Source organism: Metabacillus bambusae, assembly GCF_017497975.1.
In the GTDB taxonomy this organism is placed as follows: Bacteria; Bacillota; Bacilli; order Bacillales; family Bacillaceae; genus Metabacillus; species Metabacillus bambusae.
This window is the reverse complement of sequence record NZ_JAGDEL010000015.1, coordinates 31547-55806: the sequence shown is the minus strand read 5'-3', so window position 1 is coordinate 55806 and position 24260 is coordinate 31547. Positions and strand designations below refer to the sequence as shown.

Annotated in this window: 30 protein-coding genes; all 30 read right to left on the bottom strand. The window is 34.6% G+C overall.

Annotation, left to right across the window (positions count from 1 at the left end; all coding sequences use genetic code 11):
• Positions 1–11: 11 nt before the first annotated feature.
• Complete coding sequence (locus I7822_RS18120; RefSeq protein ID WP_207980515.1) at positions 12–788, bottom strand: hypothetical protein; 777 nt, start codon at positions 786–788, stop codon at positions 12–14.
• Between the two features lie 39 nt (positions 789–827).
• Positions 828–986 (bottom strand): hypothetical protein, encoded by a 159-nt coding sequence (locus tag I7822_RS18115; RefSeq protein WP_207980514.1) that lies wholly within the window; start codon positions 984–986, stop codon positions 828–830.
• 436 nt (positions 987–1422) lie between these two features.
• Positions 1423–1713: a hypothetical protein gene (locus tag I7822_RS18110; protein WP_207980513.1), complete on the bottom strand. Its 291-nt coding sequence runs from the start codon at positions 1711–1713 to the stop codon at positions 1423–1425.
• Positions 1714–1852: 139 nt separating this feature from the next.
• Positions 1853–2032: a hypothetical protein gene (locus tag I7822_RS18105; protein ID WP_207980512.1), complete on the bottom strand. Its 180-nt coding sequence runs from the start codon at positions 2030–2032 to the stop codon at positions 1853–1855.
• A gap of 81 nt (positions 2033–2113) precedes the next feature.
• Positions 2114–2491 carry a hypothetical protein gene (locus I7822_RS18100; RefSeq protein WP_207980511.1) on the bottom strand — a complete coding sequence of 126 codons (378 nt, stop codon included), beginning with the start codon at positions 2489–2491 and terminating at the stop codon, positions 2114–2116.
• 14 nt (positions 2492–2505) lie between these two features.
• Positions 2506–2721 (bottom strand): hypothetical protein, encoded by a 216-nt coding sequence (locus I7822_RS18095; protein WP_207980510.1) that lies wholly within the window; start codon positions 2719–2721, stop codon positions 2506–2508.
• 45 nt (positions 2722–2766) lie between these two features.
• The gene (locus I7822_RS30275) at positions 2767–2895 is read right to left on the bottom strand and encodes a hypothetical protein (RefSeq protein ID WP_279381992.1); all 129 of its coding nucleotides are present in this window, start codon (positions 2893–2895) and stop codon (positions 2767–2769) included.
• Positions 2896–3105: 210 nt separating this feature from the next.
• The gene (locus tag I7822_RS18090; RefSeq protein ID WP_207980509.1) at positions 3106–4983 is read right to left on the bottom strand and encodes a TnsD family Tn7-like transposition protein; all 1878 of its coding nucleotides are present in this window, start codon (positions 4981–4983) and stop codon (positions 3106–3108) included.
• A gap of 5 nt (positions 4984–4988) precedes the next feature.
• The gene (locus I7822_RS18085) at positions 4989–6653 is read right to left on the bottom strand and encodes an AAA family ATPase (RefSeq protein WP_207980508.1); all 1665 of its coding nucleotides are present in this window, start codon (positions 6651–6653) and stop codon (positions 4989–4991) included.
• Positions 6637–8823, bottom strand: a complete 2187-nt coding sequence (locus tag I7822_RS18080; protein WP_207980507.1) for a TnsB C-terminal domain-containing protein — start codon at positions 8821–8823, stop codon at positions 6637–6639. The genes I7822_RS18085 and I7822_RS18080 overlap by 17 nt, the downstream gene beginning before the upstream one ends.
• A complete protein-coding gene (locus tag I7822_RS18075; protein ID WP_207980506.1) occupies positions 8807–9652 on the bottom strand; it encodes a TnsA endonuclease C-terminal domain-containing protein in 846 nt (281 codons plus the stop codon). The genes I7822_RS18080 and I7822_RS18075 overlap by 17 nt, the downstream gene beginning before the upstream one ends.
• Positions 9642–10448: a recombinase family protein gene (locus I7822_RS18070; RefSeq protein ID WP_243459537.1), complete on the bottom strand. Its 807-nt coding sequence runs from the start codon at positions 10446–10448 to the stop codon at positions 9642–9644. Before I7822_RS18070 ends, I7822_RS18075 begins: the two co-directional genes overlap by 11 nt.
• Before the next feature lie 821 nt (positions 10449–11269).
• On the bottom strand, positions 11270–11542 hold the full coding sequence (locus I7822_RS18065) for a hypothetical protein (RefSeq protein WP_207980504.1): 273 nt from the start codon (positions 11540–11542) through the stop codon (positions 11270–11272).
• Positions 11543–11643: 101 nt separating this feature from the next.
• On the bottom strand, positions 11644–11826 hold the full coding sequence (locus I7822_RS18060; RefSeq protein ID WP_207980503.1) for a hypothetical protein: 183 nt from the start codon (positions 11824–11826) through the stop codon (positions 11644–11646).
• A gap of 39 nt (positions 11827–11865) precedes the next feature.
• Positions 11866–12408, bottom strand: coding sequence for a hypothetical protein (locus I7822_RS18055; RefSeq protein WP_172859900.1), 543 nt, complete (start codon positions 12406–12408; stop codon positions 11866–11868).
• A 27-nt stretch (positions 12409–12435) separates the two neighbouring features.
• Complete coding sequence (locus I7822_RS18050) at positions 12436–12873, bottom strand: hypothetical protein (protein WP_207980502.1); 438 nt, start codon at positions 12871–12873, stop codon at positions 12436–12438.
• Positions 12860–13438 (bottom strand): DUF2442 domain-containing protein, encoded by a 579-nt coding sequence (locus tag I7822_RS18045; protein ID WP_207980501.1) that lies wholly within the window; start codon positions 13436–13438, stop codon positions 12860–12862. Before I7822_RS18045 ends, I7822_RS18050 begins: the two co-directional genes overlap by 14 nt.
• A 239-nt stretch (positions 13439–13677) precedes the next feature.
• On the bottom strand, positions 13678–13974 hold the full coding sequence (locus I7822_RS18040) for a hypothetical protein (RefSeq protein WP_172859897.1): 297 nt from the start codon (positions 13972–13974) through the stop codon (positions 13678–13680).
• 84 nt (positions 13975–14058) lie between these two features.
• Positions 14059–14562, bottom strand: coding sequence for a hypothetical protein (locus tag I7822_RS18035; protein ID WP_207980500.1), 504 nt, complete (start codon positions 14560–14562; stop codon positions 14059–14061).
• 93 nt (positions 14563–14655) lie between these two features.
• Positions 14656–15387, bottom strand: coding sequence for a hypothetical protein (locus tag I7822_RS18030; protein WP_207980499.1), 732 nt, complete (start codon positions 15385–15387; stop codon positions 14656–14658).
• 51 nt (positions 15388–15438) lie between these two features.
• Positions 15439–15807 (bottom strand): hypothetical protein, encoded by a 369-nt coding sequence (locus I7822_RS18025; protein ID WP_207980498.1) that lies wholly within the window; start codon positions 15805–15807, stop codon positions 15439–15441.
• A gap of 474 nt (positions 15808–16281) precedes the next feature.
• On the bottom strand, positions 16282–16683 hold the full coding sequence (locus I7822_RS18020; protein WP_207980497.1) for a four helix bundle protein: 402 nt from the start codon (positions 16681–16683) through the stop codon (positions 16282–16284).
• 22 nt (positions 16684–16705) lie between these two features.
• Positions 16706–16903, bottom strand: coding sequence for a hypothetical protein (locus I7822_RS18015; protein WP_207980496.1), 198 nt, complete (start codon positions 16901–16903; stop codon positions 16706–16708).
• Positions 16904–17860: 957 nt separating this feature from the next.
• On the bottom strand, positions 17861–19120 hold the full coding sequence (locus I7822_RS18010) for a hypothetical protein (RefSeq protein WP_207980495.1): 1260 nt from the start codon (positions 19118–19120) through the stop codon (positions 17861–17863).
• Positions 19120–19317 (bottom strand): hypothetical protein, encoded by a 198-nt coding sequence (locus I7822_RS18005; protein ID WP_207980494.1) that lies wholly within the window; start codon positions 19315–19317, stop codon positions 19120–19122. Before I7822_RS18005 ends, I7822_RS18010 begins: the two co-directional genes overlap by 1 nt.
• 246 nt (positions 19318–19563) lie before the next feature.
• Positions 19564–20280, bottom strand: coding sequence for a hypothetical protein (locus I7822_RS18000; protein WP_207980493.1), 717 nt, complete (start codon positions 20278–20280; stop codon positions 19564–19566).
• A gap of 2 nt (positions 20281–20282) precedes the next feature.
• The gene (locus I7822_RS17995; RefSeq protein WP_207980492.1) at positions 20283–20882 is read right to left on the bottom strand and encodes a hypothetical protein; all 600 of its coding nucleotides are present in this window, start codon (positions 20880–20882) and stop codon (positions 20283–20285) included.
• Positions 20883–20894: 12 nt separating this feature from the next.
• Complete coding sequence (locus tag I7822_RS17990; protein ID WP_243459536.1) at positions 20895–21761, bottom strand: hypothetical protein; 867 nt, start codon at positions 21759–21761, stop codon at positions 20895–20897.
• A 20-nt stretch (positions 21762–21781) separates the two neighbouring features.
• Positions 21782–22123: a hypothetical protein gene (locus I7822_RS17985; RefSeq protein WP_207980491.1), complete on the bottom strand. Its 342-nt coding sequence runs from the start codon at positions 22121–22123 to the stop codon at positions 21782–21784.
• 80 nt (positions 22124–22203) lie between these two features.
• Positions 22204–24258 carry a protease Lon-related BREX system protein BrxL gene (gene brxL / locus I7822_RS17980; RefSeq protein ID WP_207980490.1) on the bottom strand — a complete coding sequence of 685 codons (2055 nt, stop codon included), beginning with the start codon at positions 24256–24258 and terminating at the stop codon, positions 22204–22206.
• Positions 24259–24260 lie beyond the last annotated feature (2 nt).

The window sequence follows — 24260 nt, the reverse complement described above, 5'->3', positions numbered from 1 at the left end:
CATCTCCTTTTTCACCGTAATTTATAGGCTAAATCTATGTAAGGTAGAATTTGTCCAAAGTCATCTACCCATTCTAATCGAATATACGCCTCATGAGGATATCTTTCATCATCATGCCCTTGCCTATCAAACTTTCTGCCAAGTACACTATCTATTTCATTTTGGATACTAAGACCTAATTTTTGTTCTTTTTTACCAATATGAAGAATAAAATGTCGCTGTCTTTGAATCGATAATGTAGCAAATTTCGGCTTACCAATACGCTTATACCCTATACCATCCTTTGTTTCTGCATCCTTTATATCTGTGTAACCAGACTCATACCATATGTAATCATGAATTTTTCTTGCTAATTCTTGTGCCTTCACTTTTTCAAATTGTAAAAAGAAATATTCATTCGTTTTTGGGCTACCTATACAGTTAATAACACAGAATTCCTCAAACTGCTCCAATAAAAAGCATGTTAAAACCTCATTATTATTTCTAAAATATCTGTGCTGTTCCAGAAAGAAGTTTCTAATCATACCCCATGTTAAAATGATATTTTCCTCAACTTCCTGATTAACAGCAAATCTGTTCTTATGACCTTCAATCTGGGAAATTTCTAAGTAAGAATTTAAACCAATTTTTGTTTCTATTAAAATTGAAACCGAATTTGAGAGGATTGCTCCATCAGGTATATAATATTTTTTATCCTGCAAATTTTTTATAACTCTATCAGTTTCGGCAATTCCTATTACAACTGCTTGTGGAGTCTTGCGGTGGAGTTCATTTGATACTTGATACATGTATTCAAAGGAATCTATGCTGTTTTCCTTTAATCCTAATCACTGGATAAAGTTCCTGGTTAGAATCGGTGAAGAATGCTGTAAAACATTTACAAAGGCTTTTGTTGCATTATTTTCAATCTGTAATTGTTTTGTTTCTTCAGAGCCTTTTCTTGTTTGTCCCCGATAATAATGAAAAATATTCTTATAAATGGACACTTTATTTCACCTTCTATTATCGTATTTAAAGTTAAATATTTCTTTATTTCTCACAATTATTCTATGTTACTATTTGGTATTATGAAAGCTGTATGGATATAAAAGTTACGAAGAATAAATGAAGGAAATAGCAGAATAGACATGCTCAAAACTGATAGAAAATGCTCAGGTCCTTACTTTTCCAAATTGCTCTAAAATCAACGATGAAGATTAGAAGGGTCTATAAGAAAAATAAGTGTTATAAACTTTGAATAGTTACTACACAAAATAAAAACAACCACCTTAACCTTTGCAAAAGCAAATGAAGATGGTTGTTTCGTAAAGCAAAATGGGTGGTCGTTCTCTGTCCTTTCGATGACATAACAAAAGCTCCACCACTTATATTTTACCAGATTTCTAAATAAACAGAAAGCAGAAGGGGTATCGCAAGAGTAAATCATTCTTTCAAATCTTGCTTTAGCAAATGCAATAATTCTTCCTTTGATTCTTGTGGCAGGATTGTTACGAACTTCTGTAAGCCCATATTGAATAAGCACAACAACAGCATCTTTTCCCTTTCATTGTTAAAAGGGAGGAAAACGCCAGACCAGAGTTCTAACTTGTTTTCTCCTGGAGTAAAGCCTTGGTAGATTTCAAAATTAATCGGCTGAGCTTCTTTCTTAGGGATTAACATAAGTTCAAAATTCCCTCCTCCACGTTTTTGAACAATCAGGACATTTCCAAGCATAATGGAATCCCAATTGGAAATACCGATTTTTCTTTTACATATCTTAGATTGTATTTCTCTTGTTCTTGTTCGGTGAGAACTCTTATTAAACTCTTACCACAATACGGGCAATATTCTTTTGGTATTTCTTGCTCATTTTTCATTCTTTTCTTCTAACACTCTCAACAATCTGACATAATCCTTCTTTTAGAAGAAGCCGAACATCTATACAGGCTTCATTAAAATCATTCTGACTGTAAATTTCCTGTTCCCAAAAATTAATTTGGTTTTTTTTACGAATGATAACATGAACATTATCTAACATTTTATAGAAACTCAACCTTGTCCCTCCCATCATAAAGTCAATATTGTTTGTATAACTGCTTTCGGAGCGTTTCCTTTATATCATTAGGAATAACTTTTATCCCAGGTATAAAGTGATTCCGCCCTCTTTCTCAGCAGTTTCTATACAGCAAGATAGGAAACGAAGCAACCTCTCCTTTTCTTGGTCTACATCAAGTTGCATTGGGTGCAAACCCGAAAAGATTAAGACAGCAGGATGCAACAGTTCTCTCTTTGCTTCATTGTAAAATTCTCGGTTCTCCACCTCCTTGTAGGCTTGTTGTAGCGTTTGATAAGAGACTGTGATTTCTTCCCCTCTCCCACTAAAATCTTCGCCATATGGATTAGCCAGACCCAATGGCACATAGAGATGCTCAACATTTGGATTCCAGACCTGAAACGATTTCGTTGCAAAAACCTCATTCTTTTTATTTCGTGCTTCAATATAAAAACCCATAATTCCTTCTCCCCTTATCTCTCCATTAAGTGACTTGATAACTCCTCCAGCATTGCCAAATACTCCTTTTCGCTGTCAGGTTCACCGAATCCATATTCCTTCAACTGAACAGTAGGTGTCTGTAACCATTCCCGAATATCCTTGTCCATTTCCAGGTCCTCCAAAAACAAAACCTCCTCCACCAATTCGTTAATATCTGCTTCTTTTTCCTGCATAATTTCATTGCTCACTCTTATATCCCCCTTGTTCTTAAAACACTCCATTAACAAGACCAGCTACATCAAAAAGAAGACTTTTGCGTAATACCCCATAACTAAGGCAATTGCTATCATCAGAAAGTCCCCAAGTAATTCAACCGAAAGATTTAGCAATGATTCTTTCAACTTTGTTTTATTCAGTAGCATTTTCTATCCCCCTTTCAAATGGAGTTTGGAAACAAACAATATAAAAAACGCCCAGTCGGGTTGACTGAGCGTTAATATATGTAATATGAACTTTTATAGGAGATACCTAAAATCTTCATTTTGTTTCCTCACTTCAGAAATTTTAATATTCTATAAATCTATGATAACTACAGTTTTACACGATATCAACTCGAATTTTAATAAGCCTATCTAAAAAATACGACTACAAATATTCTCAAATTCCTCCTGTAATTCCTCTTTCCATTCGCCCCGAATACAAGCTATCTTGGCAACCCTCCACCATTGTAAGTCACAGCCCTGCCTCTCACATTCACCTATCGCCCATTTGATTCTACGTATTTGGAAATCTCTTACCGAATCAGTGTTTTGTAGTAAGTATTCGTTGGTTTGGGGCAATTTGGATAGATGCTTTTCCAGCAAAGATAATTTGCCAATTTTTTTACCAACCCTGCTTATCGTTATTCTTTCAGGTTTATCATCGGAATTGAGTATTTCTTCTACAACCGCTTTTACTACTTTAAGTATTTCTTCATCTCTTTTATCCCAATCAACTCGATTATTGACCGTAGGAATTTGCCTCTTTTTTGGTGAGTTTGTATTTAGCCATTCCCTATCGTTACGGTATAGCCAAGCATAAGTACGACTATTATCCTTTCGCAGTTCTGTTTTGCTTTTTTCAGGATATTTCTTTTGCAAATCCAGCCATTCTTCCCGAAAACCTTCCTTGTTAATCACATCGTTTTGACCTTCACTACTAAGTTCTACTTCACCTTCTCTTAACTTCTGACCGTATTTTTTAACCGTATTTACGTCTACCTTTAATCTCCTTGCAATTTCTCTCAAACTTAAATCCTTTTGGAGAAGTTCTTTCAGCTTTGCTTCCCATATTTGACCGAACTCTTTTACTCTCCCAACCTTGTACCTATATTCTTCACTGCTGTCAGGACCACTTCTTGCGTAAACAAAACCGCAGGAACAGCTAAATGTTCCAACTGGTCGCTTGATTTTGTTATCATATCGAATAGTCATATTTGTAACTACAGGCTTTAAATAATGGTCTGCTCCAGCATTCAAACATAGAAAAGGAGCTTTACCAAAAGGAAGATAATCATTTTCCACACTCCACAGCTCTTCCAACGTAATTCCTAAAAACTGAATCATCAGTAGGTGTCGAATTGGATGAACGGTTTTACGTGGCTTTCTTACCATCATACTCAGCCAAGAACTGTCATTATCATTAATAGGGGATTGCACTATTTCCAAAAGTGATTCTCCATAAAACTCAATAAACTGACCTCGAAGTTCTTTTTGTCTTACACTTCCATTCGTATTTGCTAACCCCATCATCTTTAATCTCTCTATGTATTGAGAGAAGAACCATTCAGGCGGTTTATTGGGATAACGATTATTTAATAATTTACCCACATTATCCACAAGTTGAATATACTTGGGGATAAATTCAGATTCTATAACTTCTTCTATACTCGTTAGATTTGTATATTCATCGGACAAATTGCAATTGTCTATAGTTGCGGAAATAAATTCATGCTTATTATCGTGATGCACCAATACCTTGCTGTCACTTAATAAGACTTTATGCTTCGGACAAATGATAATGCCAGGGACTTGGTCAATTCGCTTCCAATATATTTCGCCATAAATCTTTAATGACTCCATCGAACACTCTTTGCACACTCTCAAATATCTGTTTTCTTTAATTGTACTTGCCATAATTCCTGTTCGACTATGGATGCCTCCACCGCTGTTTCCTTTCATGGATTGTAAGGTTATTTTTGTACGTTCTGGTGGAAGAAAGGCACTATAAAACGGATATAACGTGTTCTTCACTATCAACCTTTCAGCAGTATAGTTACTTCCAATCGGCAAATTGCTTATTAATCTATCTACATTAGCTGGTAAATCCAAAACAGCAGTGACAGAACGAGAACCAAATAATTCTTCAACAGTGGCCTTTGGGCTGATATTACCGCTTCTTACATGATATCGAGCCAATATCGAGTAAAGTAATTCCCCTTCTGGATATGGGGTAGGAAAGAACGTAATCATAATCGTCACCCTACACTAAAAAAATCGCTTTCTATTACTTTTATGATTCCCTTTTCTTTAAGGGCTTCATGGGCAGATAGACCATTTGCTTTCCCTTCCGAAACAATCAACCTTAAATCCTGTTTGTTTTGCAACTCCACTTTCTTTGGTTTTTTAGTCGGTTTAGGGCTACTTTCTTCTATATTTATAGACAGTTTAAAAGCCTCTTTTACAATCCCCTTTATATCCAATTCTTGTCCTTGCTGTTCCATCACAGAATCAACGCATTTTTTTGCCTTGCTTATTTCTACATCCAACTCACTTAACTTTAATATAGCCTGTTCTCTCACGTTCTCCTTCCAATTTTTCTCCTGCTTTTTCTTCGCCTTTTGAAGCTCTTTTATTTTTTCATTCATGGAAACAGTAGCAAATTCCTGATTAATAAAACCTTCTACATCTATAGGCGTGATATCTTCGTATCTCGAAATAGCTTTAATGTCACCACTTCTTATAGCATTAATCATCGGCTGAATTAGTTGCAAATTCTCTCTTGCTACTTTTCTTATTAGTGAGGGTGTTATTTCTTCTTTGCCACTGGAAATTGCCTTTACTTGAGCCATGACAAAAAGTTTAATCGCAATATCTGTTATTCCTCCAGATTCATCATATAAAATATCTTTAAACTCTTGTGTAAGAGCAGTTGGCTTTCTCACCCACTGATAATCCCACATTCCTTCGAGAATTAAATCCCAATTAAAATCCTTTTTCATGCGTTCTATCACCATATCACCCTGACCACTGCCTCTTCGTGCTTGGCGGAGGTCGCCTCTTAAATAAGGTAGTGCCTTTGGTGTTCCTATCAAAAGAATAGGAGTTCCCATATTAGATAAGTAATGAAAGAAGTTCATCATTTTTTCAGCTCCACCAGATTTGGCAACGCTCAGCGATTGCACCTCGTCTATTACCAATAGTCCAACCCCATGAACTCTAAGCATTTGAGATAAAGCAGGTTGCATGGAGGCTATGGGCATTCTTGCTGAACCAAACCGCTTATAATAACTTGTACCCAACAAACTGTCCAAGCTCCTATATGCATCAATACAAACGCCTTTGATATTTCCATCGAATGAACAATCTAATTTTAGCCAGACCAACTGATACATATTAAAATCATCACTCTTATAGCGAGAATGAACAAGAAGTTGTGGCAGAGCTGATAGTACAACATTTATCATTCGGCTTTTACCGATTCCTGATGGCCCCAAAATCGTCATTGCAGAAGACGTGCTTTTTAAATTGCCATTGTACATATCTATGTTTGCGTTTAGAATCGACTTGTAGTTATCATGCAATCCCTTAGCGAATTCTGGTTTAAAAGGATTTCTATGAACATATCCCATACGAATCATTCTTGAGACCCTTGACTCCAAATCAAGAGTTTGAAAAATCGGCTGGTAGTATTGAAACAAACGCTGAACGAGATGGAGTCTTATATGACTATCCAGCTTTCGTTCATTTTCATCAAAGGGTGGATAATAGGCTAATTTATCAATTGCATCCTCTTTGGAAAGAATGGGAGGCAGAGCTTCAATGAACGGATTATTTTGATACTCCATCACCTCCTGCTCTCTGTATTCTGCCATTACAGCTTCCCCACCATTTGGAATTATTACTTTATTCTGTTTTTCCATTCGTTCTCTCCTTCTGCTTCTTTCTTAATAAAGCAATTTCATTTTCAAGTTCATCTTGCTCCTCTTCTGGTTCTTGATTATTCATTCTATTAAAGGAAACAACTTGTCCTGTTCCCTTCGCTTCCCTCTTATCTAATTCAAATGCTTCACTTTCTCTGTTAATCATTTTTTCTATTTGTCTATTTTTACGGATTCCTTTTAACTTTTGGGTCTTGCTTTCCGTTTCATCCTGCTGTTCTTTGGTCATCTTCTCCGCTTCTCGAACTATGTTTTCTATTTCGGATACCAAATCAATTTTTGATTGTAGCTGTTCGTCTTCTTTTTGCTTTTTCTGTAACTTTTCATACTCCTGCAGATATTCAAGCTCCTCGAAACTCTTGTATTTATGGGCTTCTTGATAATCAAGGAGATGGCATTTCTCAAAACCTTTTCCGTCTTCCTTCTTAATATATACGTAGTTTAAATTTCGTGGGTCATAGGATATTTGAATCTTCTCTCCACTTCCTATTATACGAACACGTTCAAAACTACCTTCTTTAAGAAGGTTTGAGGAGCTGTAAAATAATCCCTTGAACTTAATTCCCTTTCCAGTTATATAAGCATTTGCAGTTGGCATTAAATTCAACTTCACAATATCTTCTGAAACGGAACGCAATAAACCAGCTCTATTTTTTATTCCCCAGTTCCACAACTTTATAGGAATTGGTTCTATATCATCTGCTATCATCATCTCTTCCCGATTATAATTAGATAGCCAACTTTGATTATATTCGAGAATTGAGTAAACCATAATTTGGGTAAATTGGAACAAATCAAGAACACTATCAAGACGATAATCTCGGCTTCCCCTCTTACGGAAATCAGTTTTCACAGTTCCAGGTAAAAATGGTTGAACTGATTTCTTGTTAATAACTTGGAAGCTCCTTTCTACAAAAGGTTTCATGTCTGCTCTGTAGGGACTTGTCGTCTGTACTTTAACATGTAAGGAACTAATGAGTGTCTCAACCTTTTTACCTTGTAACTCTCGGTCAGCTATCAAAGTGTCACAAAGATGGCGGGATGGCCATTGTTCCTCTGTAATCTCAATACCGTATTCTTTACAAAACTCCACTTTATTACTTGCAGAATTAGCAAGAGCACTCATAGCTCCATTCCAAGAAGGACCTTCTAACCCAACATATAAGCCAGTAATCATTCGAGAAAATCTGTCCACACAAAGATAGACAACAGGGCGACCTATTATCCAATTTCTGTTATATCTGGATATCAAAAAAACATCAGCGATAGTTGCGTCAATTTCAAAATAACCAGGACCATAAGCCTCTATGGTAGAGTTACCTAATAACGGTCTATTATTTTGTAGATATTGTTTCGACCCCTCCCTTGAGTATATTTCCTTCTTCAGGTTTCGCTCCTTATAAAAAAAATATTTAAACTGCCCAAAAGTCGGAACTTCACTCGATGGTTTTAATATTGGCTTCTCAATGCCCCCATCTATCTTGTAACCATCCGTATAAAATTCCTTCCGCATTAACTCGTAGGCCGTCTTTAAAGAATTGCTGAAATTTGTATAATAAAATTTATTAAGTGCAACACGAAAAATTCTCTTTGTTTCTTCATCTACATTTATACCTTCTCCCACGATATCCCTATATTTCTTGGGTCTACCTCTCTTCTTACCTGTCCCTTGTTTTTCCTGAGACCTCCCTATATTCTTGTAATCTGGCAAAAGGGCATTCATATGTTTTCCCCTTTGCCAATACCGCCTTAAATACTTGTAGACTGTTTTACTACTTACTCCGAATTTATTACTCGCTCTTTTTACAAGCTCTGCTCGTTGTTTTGCATTAAAAACTTCTGGTTCATTTTCTTTCTCCGCAATGGATTTTATTATCTCCCATGCTTTATTCCTAATTTCCTTCTCTTTTTCACTAATCTCATTTTCATTTCTAAAAGTTTGAAAAGGGTCAGCTTTAATAAGCATCGCACTTTTAGCCTCAATATCATTAATAATGTCATCTACATTTTTATATATTGGAGTGCTTTTATTAGCGTAAATATCAATCAAAACTGCAACATTATAATCTGTACTAATCCACAAAACCCTCTCAATCGTTTCCTGCAAAGAGCTTTCCGTATAACCAATTAACGTATTAACGGTCAAGAGCAATTTTCAATCCCTCCTTTTTATCCTGTGAAACAATCTCTAAAACCTCTGCCGACTGATTTAAGTCAATCTTCTTATCCATATCTACCTTTACCTGTTTTGTTGCTAATAAATGTTTAAATAGCAACACCCCTGAACCAGCTTCAAGATTCAATTGAGCATCAAAGGAACTGGTAATTTCTCGAATCGCCTTTGTATTTTTATAAAATGACTCCATTAGAATTCGGGTTAGATACGAAATATCATCGTTACTAAAATCCGTTGTTTCTTCTAAAAACCTCGCTGGATGTATCCACTCGATATTCTTTGCCTTTACCAAAGGAATTTCTTTTTGCGTTATTAGTCCCCAGCTTGTACCCTTATTTTCAAAATACCTCCGAATTAATTCAAAACGTTCAACTACTGTCTTTTTTTCCAATTCATGACTTGCTTTAACACTCCTTGCTACATCATAGGTATTACCATCATTCCCCTTGACCGTAATTAAAAAGTTTGTTGTTAAAATATAAGGAAATCCAGATTGTTTATCCTTAAATTTTCTTATATCTATATCTTCTTGTTCCCCAACTACATTCTCGAAGTCGTATAAAGGAAAATGCTCTTTCACTTGCAAAATCGATTCATTATATTCGGTTAGGTAAAAGAATCTTGATTCTATATCTGAAAGTAAATGAACTACCCTATTACACTTCCATGTCCTTATGCGACTACTTCTGCCGAGGGACCCGAAATCATGAATTTGTGTAAATGGTTTATAGGATTCAAATTCTCCCTGCCCTCTTCCCTCCTTTACATACCGTTGTAATTTCTCTTCATCCCATTCATTTCTCATTTTCAACACCAGCTTTTCTATTTCTCTTTAACAAGGCTTGAACCTTTCCGAAAACAATTTTATTTATTAAAGGAGTATGATTGCCTTCAATAATTAAATCGGAATGCCTCAACACCCCCTTGTAAAAATCATTTCTCAATATCTCTACTAAAGACTGTTTACTAAACTTGTTACCTCTGCTGGTTTTAAATCCTGAAACGTCTAAATATCTTTTCAATTTTCCAAGACTACCAAGTTCCAAATACTTTTTGAAAATCAATTCAATAATGGCCGCTGATTCGTCATTGACAGTAATTTTCGCTTTATCATTCCACTTATAACCTAAAGGAGCATTGCCACATGCTTTATCGCCACTCTTAATTTTTGTTCTCCTTCCTTTACTAAGTTTCATTGCGATTGACATTCTTTCATATTGGTCAAGCAATTCCATCATTCCATTAATTAGAAAGTCATTAGGGTCCTTGGTGTAAATGCTATAGTTCGGTTGCTCGATACTGATAACATCAGCAGAGTGCCTTTGAAACTCCCTGTGAACTAAAACCTTGACTGTATCACTCCTCCATAAACGTGATGTATTTAGTACAACTACTTTTTTTACTTCTCCAAAAGAACTAATTAAATCATTTAATCCGTCTCTGTTAGCAACCGCTCCTGATAATCCTTCGTCTCGAAGTATTTCAATTAGGTTATATCCATTCTTTTGGCAAAAATCTATGATTGCTGATTCTTGGGTTTTAAGCCCATATCCATCCATTTGTGTTTTGGTACTAACTCTTATATATCCAAAAACATCCAAATCGTTCCCCCTCCTGTACATAAATAGTCAAGTATTATTCATAATGTCTGACTTAAAAACTGAAAAAATATAGGACTATCAATGTCCAGTTGCTTTTTAAGTCATATGTTAATGAATTAATCAATTTATTAGTTAATTGCATAGCCCTTTTCGGTATCACCCCCTTGAATATAGTCATTGGGTATAAAAAATAGCCAGTAGTCAATCCAAATGGTTTTTTTTGGAAAGACTACTGGCTATTCTAATTTTTTTATATAAGTCGAAAGGGCTGAATCTTATCTCCCTGCCCTTAGATGTTTTTCTTTTGTCATCATCTTATCTCAAGGGGTAACAAAACTCAAGCATAAATTGATTGAAAAATTCCAACATACAAATCCATAAGAAACCAAAACCGATATTGCTATAACGTTCAAAGTTCACTCAGATTAGTAAGATAAACAGCATTACTGCTATCGTTCTTGTCTACAATAGAGTCCTTAGTAAAAATGTATTTGCTACTATCCAGTGTTTTCCTAATGCTTTTGAAATAGGTTTCTGCCTCTCTCCTTGTGTAGAATATTTCTGTGTTCCCCATATTCCCCCAACACTCGACAGCCCAACTCTTTTCCATTTTTAATTTCATCCCTTTATTCCGAGTTTCTTCAATTATATATGTTATATTTTATAAATCTGGATTCATTTATACAAGACCCTTGTTCTTTAAACTGACCCTCACCTTCCTAAGTCATCATACCTCAATAAATATGAAAGAAAATCTATTCAAATAACAGGCAAAAAGAAAAGAACTGCAATAATTAACTCGCAGTTCTTCTAAGGCTGTCCTAACCCATGTTCTTCTTAATTCTTGTTCCAATCCTTTTATTTAGTTTTATATTGATAATCAGACCTCCTATACACATCACACCAATCACACCAGTAAACAAACCCATCAAAAATGTCATTTCTTTTGTAATATAATCGCTAATATTTATTACCATAATAAGAATGATAAGGGCAAATATTGTTCTCCGATGGCTTTTCAATATTCTCAAGTTCTTTTTATCATCTTCAAGATTACTATTTGTTCGATGGACTGACCCTAATATATTTAGCACTTTCTCTGCCTCCTTTTTTGTGGTTGTATTTTATTATAGATTTAGCGAAGATATCTATAATCTATAATAATGGAAATTGAAGGAGAATTACTAAGCCCTGATTAATCATCTTCTAATAGGGGATTTTTCTTGTAAACTACAAATTGCTTTATCTCCTCTTCCGTTAAGTCTTCTACACCGACATTTTTCGATTTACAATACTCCAGCAATGCCCGAACTTTAACTTTGTAATGTGATGGAACAGCATAGACACCATCATCAGTATCAAAATCACCATCAAACATTATAAACGCCTCCATTTACCCAGAAATATTTTCAACATATCAATCGATATAACATTTAAATGCTCCAGCAATTTTCCATTTCTTGCTTGACTCTCTTATGTTATTTTCAATATATTTCAAGAATGCACCATATCCCTCCATATATATTTTGCCCTCAATAAAGAACACCAACATCGAGAATTCCACTCTTAACGAATCCCATGCTGACACCTTTACTTCGTCAGTAATAATATTGGATTGAAAACAAGGAAATCTCCCCTCTTCTGCCAGTTCAACTAACTCTTTTAATGATGATAATTCACCAATCATTTCCGAAGCCGATTCAAAACAATCTGTGTCCCATTGCTCTTGAGGATACATCGAATATTGATATTGCATAAATTCCTGCAATTGTTCTAAGGCTACCGTTTCTTTAATCTCAAAAATGACTTCTTCATGAGTTTCATTTATTTCGTACAAGGTAATATCCAAGTGTTTATTTAACTCATTTATCAATCCTTCTAATGTAACCTCTAACTTATCCAATCTTTTTTTATCAACTTCCAATCTATAACAAATTCCCATTTGCAGATATTGCCCCATTATTCTCCCTCTCCTTTACCTCTATCCTTACTTCCTGCCTTCTCCCTGTTCCTTTATATATTCAATCAACAACTTTTTCAGGTCCATCGCTAAAATCTTAGAATCTGTTATTATTTCTCGGGGAGGTGTATCCTCGATGTCCCTTTTTGCAAGTTTCAATCTGTATTGATAAATCCCCTCCAAGGATTCTCGGTCAAAAATTCCATCTGTTTCCACATATAAGTCGAACTTATCTTTTACATATTCATCAAAATCAGCCTGTTCCACTATCTTCTCCGCTTGATTAACACTAAGACTAAAAAGTTTTATGATTTTCGGAAACGGTAGGTAATTCAAACTTTCCATCGCTAACAGCAACCGCTGTTCCCCATTTAATTCAACTGCATTAGCCAATTCCACCGCTTTATTAAAGCCCTTTGCAAATCCTTCATCATAACCAGTTTTATATGGTTCAGTATCCCTCATGCCTCATTTCTCCTTCATTCCCTGTGATGTGGTCAATATTAACACTGGACTTATACAGAATTTCAGGGTCAAAATCTACTTCATTCTCAAACACTACCGTTCCTGCTATTCTGTCTACCCTTGCAGTTCGGAACATATCTATATCCAAAATTTCTGCCAATACACCCTTTTCATTTTTCAGCAATCCTTTCACATTCAGGAGTCGATATTCCCGATTATCGAATTCAAGAATCAGCTTAAATGACATCAAAGCAAAAACAGCAGTTATTTTTACACCATTCTTGCATTTACTACTTACTCTTGTTTCCCCTTTTACTGGTTTTACTTCTTCCTCATTCCCTTCTCTTATCGGTCTTACTAATAGCTTTACTCTTGCAAACATATCGCCTTTTTCTATATAACTGTCCAGGATTTCATATCCCTGTTCGGCATACAGTTTTCTCTTAGATTCAATCTGGGCATTAACTATATCAAGATGGCATCCAAATTTTGATACCCATGTTCCTTCCCATTTCCACCCTTCTGGCTTCTCCACAGGTTTTATCGTTTCAAATTTTCCAGACATCCTTATTCCTCCCTGTTGTTTTTAGACAAAAAGCAAAGGCATCTTGACAATAGACAAAATTCTCCCTTTTTTTAAAAGAAAAACCTCTATTGCAAGATGCCTTTATAGTATAATTTGCTGATATATGACCTTTATCATCTATAGGATATAGGTGGATTAACAGAATTGCAACGAATTTATAACCCTAAATGTCTTTAAAATTACTGCAAGTGGTTAGGAGTAACTAATAAACAAGAGATTTATTCAACAGCTAATTTAACCTTATTAGAGTTCTCCAATAGATTCATAACTTCACCTTTTACATTCATTTTTATAAGTTGTTCCAAAGAATAGGTAACAAAATGTTCCAACTCCCCACAACATTCACAATTAACAAAAATGGCAAAGTCCCTTTTGTTTTTATGTTGGCAGACTACAGTATCCAAACCGTATTTATAACATAATAATGACGAAAGATGGTTTATCCTTTCTAACGCTAATTGTTGTCTCATTTGCCCAAGTCCCATGTTATTTACCGCCTTATTCATTTTACTCATATCATAATTCTCCTTTTCAATGTAAGATTATATTTAAAATTAAACAATTTGTTTTCCCATACAAGATTCAATTATTGGAGACCATTAATGGTCTCCACCTTCACACCACCCATTAAATATTGCTTTTAATAGGTTTTCGTTTTGACTTTCCATATCAATCGCTTTTCTTTCTCGTGAATACAAATATTCATAAGCCATTCTTATTACCGTAAAAGCCTGGAACTCTGTTAGTTGATTCAATTTCTTCAATAGCTTATCGGCAGCAACACCAAATATTTCTTCAGCTAAATTAATTTGAATATCGTCTTCTACATTAGCAACTAACACTGTTTTATTGGGTAATTCAGAAGAATATAAATGTCCATTAAACGCATTGACTATAAGCCTTGCCTCATTCAAACTGAAAAACTCTTTTAATTCTCTTTTTGTTCCTTGATAAACTTCATTCAGCATATACACCATTTGTTTAGCTTTGAAAGAATAATCATCAAGCTCTGTTTCCATAGGAAATTGATTAAATCCCTTCCACTCAGGTTCAAAATCAAGAAAATCAACTGTAAATTCGTGTTCAATTACTACGTTTTGCATAGATTTATTCCTCCCTAAAATTCATTTCGACTTTTGACTAAAGTTTTAGTTATAAGCTGAGGATAGTTAATCTCCAACTCTTCGTTCTTGCTATTAATCTTCATCTGTAAAATTTTCTTCAATCAAATACTTGGTTTCTTCCATCACATCTATTTCTACTAATTCATCAATTGAATACGATTCTAAGAAATGAAGTTCTCCGCAATTCTTACAGTCTTCATATAATGCGAATTCCCCTTCATCAAACCTAACAGCAATAAATATTCCGAATTTAAGTGCGAATATCGTGCCAATATGACGGAGTTTTTGAAACCCTAATTCCCAACTAAGTTCAAAATTATCCCACCCACAACCGCAACACTCTTCTTCATCTTCAATAATCATTTCGCTATCAGATATCTGGAAGATTCCGTTTAATAGTTCCTCACTATCTTGGTCTAATTCTTCATCCAAATCCGTCTCAAGGAATTCAGAGACCATTTTTAAAATGCTAAATGTCTGAAATTCCGTTAATCTTTGCAACTTATTTAGTAACAGAGTATCATCAAAATCTAATAATCCTTCGGCAATACCATGTTGGATATAGTCTTCAACAAACTCATTTACAATGAATTTTGCCGACTGTTCAGAAGAATAAGGTATTCCATTAAGACTGTCTACAATAATCCATAACTCACTCGTAGTAAAAAGACCTTGCAATTCTAACTTGGCCGCTTCGTATTGATTATCGATGAAAAACGACATCTGTTTTTCATCGAATTCTAATCCCCCACCAATTGAATAAGTTTGAAAGTCATTTCCGCTTGTGGTTACTTGATTTTGCATAATTATTTCCTCCTCATATTAGTAAAATTCTTTATTATTGAATCTTATAGATTATTTTAAGAGTTCTTCATATTCATCCTTTGACAGTTGTACAAAGTGCTCCTTCAAAAAAGCTGTAAATCTAACTCCCTTATCCTCCGCCATTTCCCAATAAATCGGATTATCAACAAATACAACATCTACAATATTTCTAATGCCTAATTCATTTTGTATTCTCTTCTTATCCCTTTGTTGACCTCTATCCCCTCCGACCACTGCTACCAATTCACCTTCTTTAAAGGGGAAAACTTGTTTCTTAACCCTATCTACGCAAACAATGCGAACAAGGTCGCTATCTTTTTCACCTTTCTCATATCTTCTCAATTCTTGTACCAAAGTTTTTTCATCTTTGAATTTAATAAATGATTCTTGATATCCCATTCTTTATTCCTCCAATTTTAAAATTCCCGTAATTACCATACATTGTTATTGAATAAAGACCAGTTCCTTGTTGAATCCTGACCAATGGCAGTCAATGTTACAAAAGAGTTTCCATTATCAATTTTTCAAGGAACGACAAAAAGACCGAATCTATTTATTGTAAAAAACACATAGGAATAAATAACCTTAAGGAAAAATCCTTTAGGATATATTCAAAACCTATATGAAGTTACAATAGATAGATTCGGCCTCTTACCGAAATCAGATAATAATACATTTTTAAAAATGTATGAATTAGTCTCAATAAATCTTCTTTAGGCAACAACTTTATTTCCATTGCCTATGGTCCTACTATACATAGATTATAGTTGTTCGTCAATATGTTTTTAAAAAAAATATAAATAATACAATTTACTATAGATAGTTGCAGTGGATTAGCAATGGCATGGGGAGCATATTTTATAGCACTTAATATTATGCAATTTCCCTTTTTACCTTCTTAATTAAGGGAATAAGCATTTTAATAATCTGGCAAACTTCATTTTCTAACTCGTCATAGGTTTCTAAATTGACAAAACCAACACGATAAATCAACTCAATTTGTGCTCTTACTTCGTATGCAGAACCTAATGAAATTGAATAAAACCGTAATTCTTGGTTGGGAAAGAGACCCGCATACCCTTGACCTTCTGCGAGATTGCTGAAAGTCGAAACCGATGCCCTTTCAAGCTGAGACCTTAGACCATATTGTTCGTGTTGCGGAAACCCTTTTGCCAATTTATAGATTTTTTCTGATAATGCCACCGCCTTTTTCCAAACTTCCAGTTTTTTAAAATCTTTTGCGAAAATATCCTGTCTGTTCGTACCTTTTTTCACTACCTTCTTCCTCCTCCTGTTATTATGCAGTTCTATTTAAACTTTCAAGTTTTCTAATGTCCTCAGTTACGTTCTGGTACAACTGCTCTTTTAAAGTGATAATTAGGCTATAACTAATTTCCACCAACTTAAATCGAATCTCTTCCAGTTCCTCCACACTATAACCTACAAAGCAGGTCTCTAAAAAGGCCTCTTTTAACACCTTTGTTTTCTCCTGCAATTATTCCAGCTCTTCTATTGACAGTGGTTGTAATAAATGGAGAAACAGCGTTCTTTCCAATTGGTCGATGGTTGTTTTAATTTGTTCTATAGTCATTTAGTTAGCTCCTTTCATTGAAAACGATAAATCCCATATATATATTTCTGCTATCAATCTTTTTCTTGTAAGTCAATTATAAGAAATATACAAGAGGAAAACGATAGCAAAGCTGTTCTATACTGTCTGACCCCGTAGAGATATGGTTTAAACACTATTAGGTTGAAAATTACACAATTCAATAATCCGTTTATGCTACTTAAAATCCTTTTGTTACCAAAAGAACTACGTCAATTAAAATCATCTTATGCAGTTACCGAAACCCTGAGAATCAAAGTGTTATAACCATAAAACCATAACTTACACACCACCTTGACCGTCATCCACCAAGACACTGATAATTGTCTACATATGGGGTTTAGTAGGGGCTTCCCAAATATTCAAACAAGATAAAAAAACTATCTGAAGGTTCAAGAGTAATATATATTTCTATATAATTAATCCCCCTATGATAGTTCCTGTTGCCAAAATACGATTTGAGGCAAACCGATTTTAACTTAATGACATAGAGCAGTTTGTTGTTTTCCCTACCAACATGATTTTGATTAAAAGTTTTCTTTTAGCTTTTGCTTGTGCTATATCATCCAAGATTAAGTTGAATTAGACGAATAGAAGCCTTTAAAGGCGAAAAGAAGTCAAATGACATAAACACAAATCTTGAATAGTTTTTTTCATATTTGTCTATAGTAAAATATGTTTGTTCATTTGGAATCTTTGAGATTTTCTTTAAAACGATAATAGCAGTTTTATTTATGCAGTTAGTCATAGTAACATAATAAAGTAGTTTTATTTATGCAGTCAGTGTAAGTTACTGCAGAAGCACCGTTTTTCCCTATCCTCCAACACAAAAAAACCTGCCAATCAATCAGCAGGTTCGATATCATAATACAAATGTTCCTCCAAGGATTTTTCCAATAACTGTTCCCGAATAGACATGGGTTTTACATATACTTTTTTGGCAAATCCCTCACTAAAGCACTGTCCTATTTTCTTCTTTGAAATAAGCCACGTGCTTGTAATGCCATGTTCATTTAATTGCTTTACACGTTTTTCTGCTTCTAAAAGAACCTGACGATTAATAGCTGGAACAGTATAGAAATTAACTAATTTAAACTCATTTCTCCTTCCTCTAATAGCTTGGGCTACACTCATGAGGCTATTAGGAATTTCCTCCTCTTTGACCTTTTGTATCAATCCTAATACTGCAAACATATTAACTGCTCGACTACATATCGTTTGGTCTCTACCTACTATCTTTTCCATATGCGTAGTTGATTGAAAAAAGATACTTTCACCTTTAAAGCTGTGCTCCTTTTCCAAGATATGCTTAACTCCCCAATCGTTTAAATGTTCGAGCAAGGGCAAATAACTTTCAATGAAACCAAATAAATTCGGGAAATCTCTTTGTATCTCAACATCTGCACGTTGGATGATATCCATATTTTTTTCATACTTTTTCTCTTGCAAGATTTCCCACTGTCTCTCTAAATAAACGATACCTAAATCGGAAGCTAATCTTCTTCTGGCATTATTCATGCTATGAACAGAACCAATTTCAGCTCCTTCACGTATTTCAATTAAGTCAAAGATATTCAATCCATGAACCGTATGCTTTTCTGCATCTTTAGAATAGTATCTATAGACACCTTCATCATCTTGCTTTATCCATGCTTTATTTCCTTCAATAAATATACATGTCTTCGTGTCATAGATATTCCAATCCTGTAGTCCCTTAAAATAAAATCGGAAATCCAAACTCTGCATATTTTTCATAAATTCTTTGTGCTTGGTAATCTTCTCTGGAATTGTTATCTTATGCTCTGCTATACTATTGGTAGTGGTTAATATTTCAAGATTATTACTTTGAAAAAGTCCTTTTGCGAGAAGGATTTTTTCATTTTTCCCAGGTTTTACATATTTTGTTTGAATTCCTTCTTCTATCTTTTGGTCTTCCAGATGTTTTAATTTATAAACAGCATTTCTGATTTCCTCTCCAGTTGCACCTTCAGCTTCCATTTTGTTTTTTAGCCTATCAATCCTTTTCTGTTTCCTAAACTGCTTTTCCTTTATCTTACTACTGCTTATTCCTGGTTTTAAATCTGTTGAATCTCTTTGCTTCATTACTTTTCACCATTTTTAGAGGCTTTCAATCTTGCAAACATAGCATCAAACTGTGCAACTGTTTTATTAACATGTTCTACTCTTTCCTGATGATTGTAGGCAGAAGCCATTTTCTCTATTTGCTCTCGATTTATCTTATCGTTTTTATTGCTTTCCATATTGCTCATATTCTTTTCAGTTTCAGTAAATGGTTTCATATCAAAAACCCTCCTTCTTAGATGTTATTGTTTTTATAATATAATTTCATTTTACCTCTGTGGTTCATTATTGCCTATAGTAGAACGGTTCTATGGAGTTTGACTATTTTATCACTTAAACTATACGAAGAAGATTATTTCCATGTATCCATCTGCAATTTTGCCAAAATAAAAAGAGCCTTAATGGCTCAATTATCGGATAACACTAAACAAATATTTGGATTTCCCCAAAATTATCAATTCACTTCATTTCTTTTTGCTGAATGCTGATATGATAGCATCTACATTTGAATACGCACGTTCAGGCATTTCATCCCAAAACGTTTCTGTTGCTTCTACGTAGCTTCTAAAGTCTTGTTCCTCCACCATAAGGGAAAATGAATCTAACAATACTGCTCCTGCAAGTTCCAATGTATCTGTCCCTTTTATAAAATCGAGTTCAAAATAATCTGGTCTAATCTTTCTAAGTCTTCTGGCGGATTCGCCATCACCATGTTTGATAGTATTGACCAGTAGCCTTATTTCCTTTATTTTCTCCCAAGATTTCGTATCCTCAAACTTTACACAATGTAACTCAAAAATCTTCTTCGCATCACCGAACGATAAGGAATTATTTTGAATATGTAAAAAGTGACGCAACTCTTTCAAAGTAAACTTGATTAATTGCTGTTCCCATATTTGACAAAGCAATGAAATCGACATTAATAGATGATTCTTCTTCATGGTATCCAAAAGCTCGTAAAGTTGTATCCCTTCATCATTTGCAAAATCTGCAACTGTGGCAGGGTCAGTATTTTCGTCTGCTGGAAAGCTATTATAGATGGTATCAGCGTAATCGTTGGCTTCTTTTTCGATGTCGCCAAAGGATGGTATCGTTCGATTATAATATTCCGCCACCATAGATAACTCTTTTTTATACCTATCCATTAATGGCTTCCAAAAGTAGAGTTGGGTATCCTTCATCTTTACCACTCCTCTCTATTTGCAATCCTTTCATAAATCCAATAATACAGTCTGGAATGAACGTAATCTATTTCCTTCTGCATGTGCTTGAAGTCAATTCCAAAACTTTCTTTCCCATTACCATACTGATACTCTTCTAAATTTTTATCATACGGATATCTGAAAGTCATAGAACTGTCATCAGTATTGTGTAGCTCCATAATTAATTTGCCAATTTTTTTTAGTTCATTCTTTGCCTGTTGATTATCTAAAAAACCATAATTATTTCTTATCTCATTATTTACTTTTGACCACAAGCTATCTAAGCTATGTCCTTCAAGTTTTTCCTTGATTTTTTCGTAATCGACACCATTATCAAGATAAACTTTATAAAGAATTGCTTTTAAACATAACTCAATTGAATGTCGGTAAAGAAATAAAGCTGGATTTATAATACTATCAACAATATGCCCTCGGTTCTCACCAACATCATTTATTAATTTATCCGCAGAATCTTTAAACTGCACCGAATACAGAGCAAACTGTTCATCAAATTTCCTCATTGATTTTTGCCAGTTTTGGTAGGCGTTCTTATAGATATCTGGATTTGATTTAAAAATCATTTTTCCCTCACCTTATTCCTCATATTCTTCCTCACGAAACATATCCGTATGGTCAATATTTTCACACTCTATTATTTCAACACTAAGATAGTCTGGTTCATTCCCTTCAATATACTTTCTTAAAGAGAAATTATCGACAGCCAATTCCTTTTCGATATCCACTGGAAGCAAAAAGACTATATTTTCCGTAACCTTAACCATATCAGTAGCATAACTTTCAAATTTTTCATCTAAATCATCATGTACAGGATTATAAATATAGATATCTACCTCCATTTCCACATCAACATCTACTGAGACAGAAATAGAATCTCCATATACATCAACTTCGCTTAGCCGAATATCACTAATATTCCCAAACAATAACGGGTCAACGTATCCTTGCATAAAATAATCTTCATGTATCCCATTCGGTTGCATATTGGAAAGAAAACTATAAGTTTCGGATAAAATTTCTTCTGCAAAATATTGATTAATCAACTCTTCTGCGATACCATCTTCCAATTGTTCTACCACCTTATCAAATAACTCACTCGATAAGATTTTTGAATGTAAATCTTTAAACAATCTCTTTATCTGTTCATCATTATGGGCGAGAAAATCATGTATATTTTTATATGCAGTTATCTTGTTATTCTTAATAATTTCGGGATGAAGTGGATAAGGCATTTCCTTTGGACTGCTTTTAGAGCCAATTTTGCCAAATTCCTTTGTGTTATTAGAAATAAAATAGCAGTCTTCTAAATTATTATTCTCTGCAAACCGTTGATAAGAATACCAAATAATCGCATCTCTTATCGCCTTATTTACGGTTTTTACATTTTGACCTTTGTTATTCGTAATGTTACCTTGCTTAATAAACGGACTTTTCTCATACATGTCAGCTTCAATGATATCTTCTAATACATCCCCATCATACTCAATAATTTCGATTTGGCTGTCGTCTTGGAAAAATTATACTGCTTATGGAAATCATCTAAAAAATCATCCAGTTTTATATCAATAACAAACTTTTGAGCTGTCTTATCTAAAAAAGGACTTAATTTAACCATTGATTCATTGGCCGCTTTAAGTTGTTGCTCAATAAAAACCTTATGTGCTCTAAAAAGTTCGGAATATACAGCTTTGCATATGTAGATTTTTACATCATCATGTTTTGCAAGGTTTAGTAGAATTCTATTTTTCCCCTTTTTAAAGAATGGGTCATAATATATGGCATTAGTATCCAAAAAGATATTCATGTTACTCTCCCTATTTTTCAATGTGCCATTATAAAAATCTGCTGGAGAAGTTGTTCCCCAGCAGTTCCAGCAATTCTATATTAACTTACTCCTAATGCTTTAAATACCGAATCTATTGGGTCGGAATAAAATATCGGCTGAACTTTTATCAGAAGCTCTGGCGGAACTGTTTGCAAATCTACAACGGAAGAAGCAGGGATTAACACTTTTTTCGCTCCTGCATCCACACACACTTGAAGCATGTTAGCAAACTCCTCTACCTTAGATATTGTTCCTCCAACCGTCATATTTCCTAAAACAACCATACTTTCCTGGACTGGTTTTTCCAAAGCTCCTGAGCATAATCCAATAAGCTCCGCAATTGCTAATGCATCAGTTAGCCCAATTCCTTGTAAATCACTAATATGCATCAGATAATCCTTTGTTTTCGTACTGATTGAACCACTAATGCTCTTACAATTGGCAGTGAAGTATCTAAATGCTGTATCCAAACTTTCTTTAGCTCCCCGATGTGAAGCAATACCTGATTTTTCAAATTTACCAGTACCAGAAACAACTTGGTTTTCGAGTTTATAAACACCAATCATTCCAGAGTTTCCATGGCCTACTGTATAAACATGTCCAGGTCTTCCTAATCCCTCTGGGATTAATTTGCCCCCACCTTGCTCTGGAACTGATACGTATTCTTCTTGCATGGATTCTTTATCTATGTAAGAGAAGTTAATATCATAAAATTCCATACCGCCAATTTTTTTCAGTTGTTCCTTCACCCTTCTTCTACCTTCCAGAGCAAAGGCAAGGATTTCTTCTATATCTTCTTTCGTATATTCTCCATGTGGGAAAATCAGCTTTACAAGTCCAGAGACCGTTTTCCGTACTGCTATAACATCACGTTGGTTCAGATTATTGCCCAACTTAAAGTATTTATCTATAGAGTCAGCAAAGGAACGCTTTCTCATTTCTCTAAAGAATTCTGCCAAATAATCAACGATGAATCCGTACTTATCCGTAAAGAACTCTGGTCGCATTTTAGGTATTTCCCAACCTGGGATGTAGTAGTGCATCCTATCAAAAAAGGCACTGTCATTTGCCATCTCTTCTGGGAACGGAGCAAATAAATGAGATGTTTTGATTAGTGAATCCAAGCTCTGATTGATATTCCCTACAAATATCATGGATGCAGAAGCATTTTTTTCTTCTTTTCCCCTTGCAAAAGAGCCAGATGCCATATAATCCTTCATGATTTGTATTCCATCTTTATCTTTGAAACGGATTCCAGCCACTTCATCAAATGCAACGACATCCCACATTCCTACAAGACCTATCTTTTTTGTTGACATATTGTAAAAGAGATTGGCTACAGTTGATTGTCCTCCAGAAACTAAAATGGAGTTTGGTGATATTTCTTTATAAACATGCGACTTACCTGTTCCCCTTGGACCAAGTTCACACGCATTAAAATTATTCTCAACCAAAGGGACAAGTCTCAATAGAAGATGCCATTTTACCCTATCTTCTAATTGTGTTGATTCCATCCCTGTAGAGCGAATAAGAATATCTATCCACTCTTGTTTGGTGAAGTTTTTCCTTCCTTCAAAGACCTCATTCAAATCCATATTGGGCATTTGGATGGGCTTTAAGCTACTGATACTAAATGGATTCATATTTTTAACTTCTTCATCGTAGAAATAATCCATTTTTAAAATACACCATATCCCACCTGCAAGAAGTTTATCGAACTCTTTTACATAATTGGCTGAGATTGGCACACCCTTTAACCCAAGGTTAGAAAACTCTGCTTCATATGTATCTATCTTGGCGTTTAAGGTTACATTCACCTTATCAATAATGGTGTATTGTCCTTGTTCACGTATCCTTGATTTGATTTTTTCGGCTTCATCAGGTCTTACAAAGTTATCAGCAAGAATTTTTTTGACCCTCTCTACGCCTTCACTAATGCTTTCTTCATCATCTGTGGCCGCATACATACCTAAAAGATACTCAAGCACATAGACAGGGACATTAGCACCTTCTTTTATGAGCTTGGTTAAATCTTTTCTTACTACTCTTCCCGCAAAATAAGAGTTTAGTTTTTTGTCCAAGTCAATGCTATTTTCCTCACTCAATAGCTCCATGC